Annotated in this window: 3 tRNA genes; all 3 read left to right on the forward strand. The window is 57.0% G+C overall.

Annotated features, from left to right (window positions below):
- Position 1 precedes the first annotated feature (1 nt).
- The 3 genes from CWI66_RS17840 to CWI66_RS17850 all read left to right on the forward strand — a co-directional run bounded on the left by CWI66_RS17840 (position 2) and on the right by CWI66_RS17850 (position 284).
- A tRNA-Glu gene (locus tag CWI66_RS17840) sits at positions 2-77 on the forward strand.
- A gap of 25 nt (positions 78-102) precedes the next feature.
- Positions 103-177 (forward strand) — tRNA-Gly (locus tag CWI66_RS17845).
- A gap of 34 nt (positions 178-211) precedes the next feature.
- Positions 212-284 (forward strand) — tRNA-Glu (locus CWI66_RS17850).

The raw sequence follows: 284 nt of genomic DNA on the forward strand, positions 1-284 counted from the left end.
CGTCCCATTCGTCTAGTGGTCCAGGACACCGCCCTTTCACGGCGGGAACAGGGGTTCGAACCCCCTATGGGACGCCATCGTATCGTTCAGGTTATCGGAGTTGCGGGAATAGCTCAGTGGTAGAGCATCGCCTTGCCAAGGCGAGGGTCGGGAGTTCGAATCTCCTTTCCCGCTCCATAACGCGTATGTAATGAATCATACGTGTTTATACGTCCCATTCGTCTAGTGGTCCAGGACACCGCCCTTTCACGGCGGGAACAGGGGTTCGAACCCCCTATGGGACG

Origin of the sequence: Halomonas sp. 141, assembly GCF_002810305.1 — a bacterium.
Lineage (GTDB): Bacteria > Pseudomonadota > Gammaproteobacteria > Pseudomonadales > Halomonadaceae > Vreelandella > Vreelandella stevensii.